The organism is Nonomuraea sp. NPDC050733 (assembly GCF_040654215.1).
Classification (GTDB): domain Bacteria; phylum Actinomycetota; class Actinomycetes; order Streptosporangiales; family Streptosporangiaceae; genus Nonomuraea.
This window is the reverse complement of sequence record NZ_JBFAHO010000002.1, coordinates 653148-660415: the sequence shown is the minus strand read 5'-3', so window position 1 is coordinate 660415 and position 7268 is coordinate 653148. Positions and strand designations below refer to the sequence as shown.

Sequence of the window (7268 nt, the reverse complement as noted above, 5' to 3'; positions counted from 1 at the left end):
GCGAGGGCCTGGGTGCTTCCGCCGGGCACGCCGGCGCCGGTGAGGGTCTCGACGATGACCTTGGACGGGACGGTGACGTAACCCGCGCCGCCCTCTTCCGCGGTTCCCTTGAAGTAGCCGCGCAGGGTGAGTGCCACGTGGACCGTGCCGCTGCCGCGGTTCTCGAGGACCAGTTGGCCGCTGCCGGTCAACTGGGCCACGGTGAAGCTGCTGTCGGTCTCGTCGGGGACGTAGTCCACCGTCGCCACGTTGTTGGCGGGCTGATCGGAGGGGTGGAGGCTCAACCAGCCTTTCTGGCCCTTGGACCAGGCCACGACGTTCAGCGCGACCGCGTTGGCGCCGGTGGCCGGGATGCTCCGCTGTCCGGCGACGTCGATCGTCACCGACGAATTGCCCGGGATGGGGGTGGCCTCCCGGGCCGGGGACCCCGTGACATGACCGGGCCGGGTGTCGTACAGGTATTCGGTGTCGACCGGGTAGTACTCGTTGCCCGCCTGAGTGTCGGCGGCACTGAGGAAGTAACCGCGCACGGCGACGACGATGTGCACCGGACTGTCGCTGTTGTTGACGACAGACACCATGCCCGTGCTGGTGAGGCGGGTGAAGTCCTCGCCCGTGACAGGTTCTCCCGGGTAGAAGGTCAGCGTCGACACGGTGGCCGGGGCATCGGATGGATGGACGGTCAACCAGCCGGACTTCTCCGCGCCCACCGCGGTCAGGTTCAGGGCGACCGCGGACACCCCGGAAGCCGGGATCTCCGCTTGGCCGGCGACCTGAAAGGTGATCTGGCCCTTGCCCGGGACCTTGGCGGAGCCGACACCACCGGTCCCGTCGCGGGTGTCCGCGAGCACGGCCGCAGGCACGGCCACGAACTGGTTGTCCGTGGCCCCGTCGGCTCTGGCCGGCTGGACCGCCGAGGTCGCCACGATCAACGAGGCCAGCAGGACGAGGACGGTCGCCACCGCTGTGACGGCACGCCCGGGCGGGCGAGCATGGACACGATGCATGCGTGCACCTTTCGAATTCGGTTCGCCGGTGGTGGGCATCAGGTGAAGAGAACGGTGGCGCTTGTCGTGGTGCCTTCCCGCCGTACGCCGTCGGCGGTGGGGCGGTCGTGCGTCACCGGAGCCATGTCTGCGCAGAAGTGCCCAGGCAGGGCCACTGGATCGCGTTCTTGCCCTTGCGCTTCTCGCCGCTCCCGATGGCCAGGCACATGCCGGTGGCTCTGTTCCGAAGCCGGTGCGAACGGTCGTAGAACCATTCCTGAGCCGGTCCGCCGTCCGTGCACGGCCACTGGATCGCGACCTTCCCCTGCTTCTTCTCACCGCGCCCGATGGCCAGGCACATGCCGGTCTTGACGTTCACGAGCCGGCGGTCGGACCGGTAGATCCAGTGCTGCGACTTGCTCCCGATACAGGGCCACTGGATCACCGGCTTGCCCGCTCTCACCTCTCCCCGGCCGATGGCCAGGCACATGCCGGTCGCGCGGTTGACGTATGCCTGGCCGGGCACGGCGGAGGCCGCGGCGGCTTGTGCAGACGCTGCGGGCGACAGTGACAGCAGGGTCAGGGCGGTCACGACCACGGCGGTGGTCTTGGAGCTCGTGCGCATGGACGTCCTTTCTCGGATGGTCGATCAGCGGCAGGCGGCCCCATGACCGCTTGCCCGCCGAGGCCTGTGGCTCCAGGATCGTGACGGCAGGATTGTTCGGCACCCCGCATCAGGCGGGCAAACAATGCATTCATCGGCGAATGGGGTCACGTACCGGTGGTGGGCCGTCGCGAAAGTCCGGTGGATCCGGCAGCGGGACCGGTGCAACGCTTCGCCTCCGAGTTGCGCAAGCTGCGCCAGGAAGCGGGCGGCCTCACCTATCGGGCCATGGCCGACCGTGCGGGGTACTCGGTCACCACGCTGTCGCAGGCGGCGGCGGGTGAGCGTCTGGCTTCGGTGCCGGTCGTCCTCGCCTTCGTGGAGGCGTGCGGCGGAGACGTCTCCGAATGGGAGAGCCGCTGGCGTCAGGTCGCTCATGAACTGGCCCGTGAACGGGTGGACGACGACGGCGCCGCCGGGCCGTACCTGGGCCTGGCGTCGTACGACACCGATGACTCCGGTCGTTTCTTCGGACGGGAGCGGCTCGTCGAGGAACTGCACGAGTTGCTTCGGCGGCATCGTTTCGCCGCGGTGTTCGGCCCTTCGGGCAGCGGCAAGTCGTCCCTGTTACGGGCCGGGCTCGTGCCCGCGGCAGACGGCGGCGGGCGGAGCCTGGTGCTCACGCCGGGAGAGCACCCGATGCGGCACGCCGACCGGCTCGTCCCGGGTGAGGGCGGCTCCGACCTGCTGGTCGTGGTCGACCAGTTCGAGGAGGTGTTCACGCTCTGCAGGGACCCGCGCGAGCGGGGGCGGTTCATCGACCTGCTGCTCGACGCGCGGCAGGCGCGGAGCCGGATGAACGTGGTCATCGCGGTGCGTGCCGACTTCTACGGGCGCTGCGCCGAGCATCGCGAGCTCACCGAAGCCCTGCGCGAGGCCAACCTGCTGGTAGGGCCGATGCAGCGGGACGAGCTGCGGGAGGCGATCGTCCGGCCGGCCATGGCCGAGGGTTTGACGGTGGAGCGGGCGCTGACGGCCGCGATCCTCGCCGACGTCGCCGACGAGCCGGGGGCGCTTCCGCTGATGTCGCACGCGCTGCGGGAGGTCTGGCGCCGCCGTACCGGCAAGATGCTGACCCTGGACGCCTACGAGAGCGTGGGGCGGGTCCACGGGGCGATCAGCCATACGGCCGAGGAGCTGTATGCCGGCCTGTCGCCGGAGCAGGCGAGGATCGCCCGCCGGGTACTGCTCAGGCTGATCCAGCCGGGCGAGCAGGCCCAGGACACCCGTCGCCCCGCCGCCCGCTCCGAGCTGGACCCGTACGGGGAGACGGACACCGCGCTGGTCATCGAACGGCTGGCCGGAGCCAGGCTGCTCACGCTGCACCAGGACACCGTGGAGCTCGCGCACGAGGCCCTGATCGAGTCGTGGCCGCGACTGCGTGGATGGGTGGACGAAGGACGCGACCGCCTGCGCGCGCATCGGCAGCTCACCGAGGCGGCCCAGGCGTGGCAGGCGCACGGCCGGGACGCCGGGCTCCTCTACCGGGGCAGCCGCCTGGCCGTCGCCGACAAGCTGTTCGTCGAGCCGGGGAACCGCGACGACCTCACGCCCCTGGAACGGGACTTCGTCGACGCGAGCGCGGCGCTGGCCCGCCGCACCTCCCGCAGGCGGGTCGCCGTCTCGGCCGCTCTGGTGGTCCTGCTGGTCGCCTCCATGGCCGCGGCGGGAGTCGCCATCCGGCAGGCCGGCCTGGCCGACGATCGGCTGGCGGAGGCGACGGCCCAGCTGGCCGCCCGGCGCGCGGCCGCCCTGCGGATGAGCGACCCGAAGCTGGCCCGCAGGTTGAGCGCCACGGCATGGCGGATCGCCCAGGTCCCCGAGGCCAAGAGCGAGCTGATCGAATCGATGGCGCTGCCCTTGGCGGACGTCGTCACCGCCCCGTACGACACCACGGAGCTGGCGCACGGGCTCAGCGTGGACGGCACCAGGCTGGCCCTCCACACACCCGGTAGGGCGACCGAGCCGGGCGTCCTGCGCGTGCTCGATCTGACCACGAAGAAGGTCGTGAGCGCCAGATGGCCGGGGCGACAGGTCACGGACGTGGTGTGGAGTCCTGACGGCCGTACGCTGGCGGTCGACGACGGGAACAACGCACAGCTGTGGACCCTCGGCGCAGCGGGCCTGACGGACCTCGGCGTGGCATTCCCCCGCCTCCGCCCCACGAAGTTCAGCCCGGACGGGCGCTTCCTCATCGGCGTACGCGACGGGACGAACGAAGCCTGGAACGTCGCGGACCGGACACGCGTGCTCGACGAGCCGGTCAGCGCCATCAGCCCGGACGGCCGGCTCGCCCTGGTCGTCCGGGCGGAAGCCGACGGATCGACGAGCACCCCGTCGGACCCCGGCAGCAGGGCGAGCCCGGGACGGAAGGTCGAGCTCTGGGACATCGAGCAGCGCAGGCCGCTCCGTGCGCCCCGGCTGCCGGAAACCACCAGGGAAGGCGTGTTCAGTCCGGACGGGAAGCGGCTGGCCGTCTCGACCAGCGACGGTGTCCGGCTGCTCGAACTCTCCTCGGGCAAGGAGGTCCTCCGCCCGCTGCTTCCGCCTGCGGAACGTATGGAGTTCAGCTCCGACGGCCGCTTCCTGGCCGGGGTGTGGGACAGGGGGTGGATGCTTCTGTGGCGGGTGGACGACGGCACACTGCTGCTGAACTCCACGGTTCTGTCCGGCGTCATGGGGGCCGATCCCCGTATCTCGCCTGATGCTCGGACCCTTCGGGTGATCGGCAAGTTCGGGACGGTGAACGTCCTGGACATCTCCCCCTACACCCGCTCCGAGGTGCTCGCCCCGGGAAGCGACAAGCGGCTGTTCAGCCCTGACGGCCGCTTCCTCGTGACGGCCGATCACCGGAAGGGCAGGCCGGAGGTACGCATCTGGGACGTCGCCGCGCGCGTACCGGTCAGCGGACCGCTCCCCGTCGACGATCTCCCCGAGAAAGACCCCGCGAAGACGGCGTACTTCCCGGTGTTCAGCCCCGATGGGCGTACGCTCGCGCTCGCCCACCCCGCGTCCCCCGTGGTGACCCTGTGGGATGCCACGAACGGCCGCGGCATCGGCGCGTTGCGCGTCCAGAGAGCGGGAGCGGTCGGAGTCCTGTCCGTGGCCTTCTCCCCGGACGGCACGACCGTCGCGGTCGCTCCCCTCAGCGCGAACCCAGGTGACGAGGGGGTGCTCGACGGCGTTGACTTCGACGATCTGGAGCTGTGGGAGGTGAGAACCAGACGATGGATCCGCACCGTCGCCGGCGCGGGATCAGGGGTTCTGATGTTCGAGCCGGACGGGCGCCGGCTGGTCGTGGACGGCTCCAGCAAGGGACGAATCCTGGTCGATACGGCCACCGGAGAGATACGCCGGCACTCGTCTGACGCCCGCGCCGAGGGAAAGATCGCCTTCAACGGGAGCAGAGCCGCGATCGGCGGCACCGACGGGCGCCTGACGTTCTGGGACAGAGAGTTGCGTAGGCCCCTGGCTCCGCCGCAAACCGCGTACGCGACATCAGTCAGCGCTCTTGTCTCCTCCCCGCGAGCCGAACTGCTCGCCACGGTCGGCCGCGAAGGCGAGTACGGCATCCAGTTGTGGGACTGGCGGGGATATCAGCGGATCGCCTCGCCGATCAGCTTCCCCGCTCGGCCGGTGCCGGCCGTGGCATTCAACCGGACCGCTCTGCTCATCTCGTCCACCGACGGGACCTTACGTGAGATCACCGTCGATCCGGACACCGCCACCGCCGCGATCTGCCGCCGGGACGGCGGCCTGTCCCCTGCCGAATGGAAGGAACAGATCCCCGAACTGGCTTATCGGAAGACCTGCCGCTGAACCTTTCACCCGATGGGGGCGCTACAACCGGGGGCCGCTCCGCATCAGGCCGTGGCAGGCGATGGCGGCGGCGGCCACCACGTTGAGCGAGTCCACCCCCGCCTCCATCGCCCGGGAGCTCATCGGGATGCACACCGCCTCGTCGGCTTCCGCCAGCCACCGCGACGACAACCCGTCCCCCTCCGACCCCAGCAGCAGCGCCACCCGGTCCGTCATCTTCACCTCATCGAGCGAGGTGACCGACTGGTCGGGCGTCAGGGCCAGCGTCCGGTAACCCGCCGCACGGATCTGCTCCAGCCCCGTGTACCAGTTGTCCATCCGCGCGTACGGGATCGAGAACACCGCCCCCATCGACACCTTCACAGCACGGCGGTAGAGCGGATCGGCGCACCGGGGCGACAGGACGATCCCGTCCACCCCCAGAGCGGCGGCGCACCGGAAGATCGCACCGACATTGCTGTGATCAACGAGATCCTCCAGGACGAGGACGCGCCTGGCCGGGGCGCCGGACGTCCCGGTCAGGACGGTCTCCAGCGAGGGCAGCGGGAGGCGGGCCATCGAGGCGAGGGCTCCTCGGTGCACCGGGAAGCCCGCGATGCCCTCCATGACCTCGTCGCTCACCACGTACACCAGCGCGTCGCCGAGCACGTCCGACAGCGGCTCCAGCCAGCGGCGCGCAGTGAGGACCGAGCGGACCGGGTAGCCGGCGCCGATCGCGCGCCGGATGACCTTCTCCCCCTCCGCCAGGAACAGCCCGCGCTCGGCCTCGAGGCTCTTGCGCAGCTCCACGTCCCGCAGCCGGGTGTAGTCGGCCAGGCGCGGATCCGCCGCGTCGGTCACGTACTCAAGCACGTTCCGATACTGCCATGAGCCGCGTGACCTGCCAGACCAGCGCGTAGCCGAGGAGCACCACGCCCAGGCCGACGAGCGTGCCCGCGCCGACCTTGGTGAGGACGCTGGGCACCCCGAGCTCCGGGGACGGCGGGTCGACCACCGGCCACAGGAGCGCCCCGGCGATCGTGCCGACCGAGGCCGCGCCGAGGACGTAGAACCGCACGGCGGGCGTGACGCGCAGCCGCGCGGGCGGCACGACGGCGGGGATGCGCGACAGGCCGCGCCAGGCCCACCACACGACCACGGCCAGCCCGACGACCGACGAGACGTACTGGAGCAGCCGGAACAGCCTGATCACGCCGAAGACCGACACCGCGAGCCAGTCGCCCCAGCGGGGCGGGGCGGTGGAGTGGGTGAAGGAGTCCCACAGGACGTGGCTGCCGGCGCCGACCAGCGCCCCCATGACGATGGGCAGCACCCGGAAGCTGCGCCACGACGGCAGGAGCGTGGAGGCGCGGCCCGCGAGTCCCGGCGGCAGGAGGGTGATCAGCGGGTCGCGCACCACCAGGTGGAACAGGGCGAGCAGCAGGAGCACGGCGGCGATGTCGATGGTGAGCACGCCGCGCAGGGAATGCCAGTCGGTGTAGTCGGGCAGGAACGGCAGGAAGATCGGCAGATCAGGCACCATGGCGCCCATCGCCAGCGCCCACGGGTCCAGCACCTTGCGGACCCGCGGCGACGACACCAGCGGGAGCACCGCCGCGATATGGCTCGGCGTGAACGGCACGGCCTGTCAACCCCTCCCCCTCAGTCGGTCGGCCCGCGCGAGAGACCGCGAACGCGCCCCGGACAGGGCCGTGAAGAAGCCCTGGAGCAGACCCGTGACCGGCGGCGACCCGTGGAGTGATCCCCGCGATCGCCCTCCGGTAATCGATCATTGAACATTACCCGACCGACCTTTGCCG

At 70.8% G+C, this 7268-nt stretch carries 5 protein-coding genes; 1 reads left to right on the top strand and 4 read right to left on the bottom strand.

Annotation, left to right across the window (positions count from 1 at the left end):
- Positions 1-1007: hypothetical protein (locus AB0H64_RS06520; RefSeq protein ID WP_357620773.1), on the bottom strand; the 1007-nt coding region annotated here is incomplete at its 3' end.
- Positions 1008-1119: 112 nt separating this feature from the next.
- Positions 1120-1611 carry an RICIN domain-containing protein gene (locus tag AB0H64_RS06515; RefSeq protein WP_357620771.1) on the bottom strand — a complete coding sequence of 164 codons (492 nt, stop codon included), beginning with the start codon at positions 1609-1611 and terminating at the stop codon, positions 1120-1122.
- 201 nt (positions 1612-1812) lie between these two features.
- Between AB0H64_RS06515 and AB0H64_RS06510 the strand changes: the two genes are divergently transcribed.
- Entirely contained in the window at positions 1813-5469 is a 3657-nt protein-coding gene (locus AB0H64_RS06510) for a helix-turn-helix domain-containing protein (RefSeq protein ID WP_357620769.1), read from the top strand.
- A gap of 21 nt (positions 5470-5490) precedes the next feature.
- Here AB0H64_RS06510 and AB0H64_RS06505 read toward each other — a convergent pair whose 3' ends face one another.
- Together AB0H64_RS06505 and AB0H64_RS06500 are read right to left on the bottom strand one after the other, a co-directional pair.
- On the bottom strand, positions 5491-6321 hold the full coding sequence (locus AB0H64_RS06505; protein ID WP_357620767.1) for an RNA methyltransferase: 831 nt from the start codon (positions 6319-6321) through the stop codon (positions 5491-5493).
- The gene (locus tag AB0H64_RS06500) at positions 6314-7090 is read right to left on the bottom strand and encodes a DUF4184 family protein (RefSeq protein ID WP_357620764.1); all 777 of its coding nucleotides are present in this window, start codon (positions 7088-7090) and stop codon (positions 6314-6316) included. The genes AB0H64_RS06505 and AB0H64_RS06500 overlap by 8 nt, the downstream gene beginning before the upstream one ends.
- Positions 7091-7268: the final 178 nt, after the last annotated feature.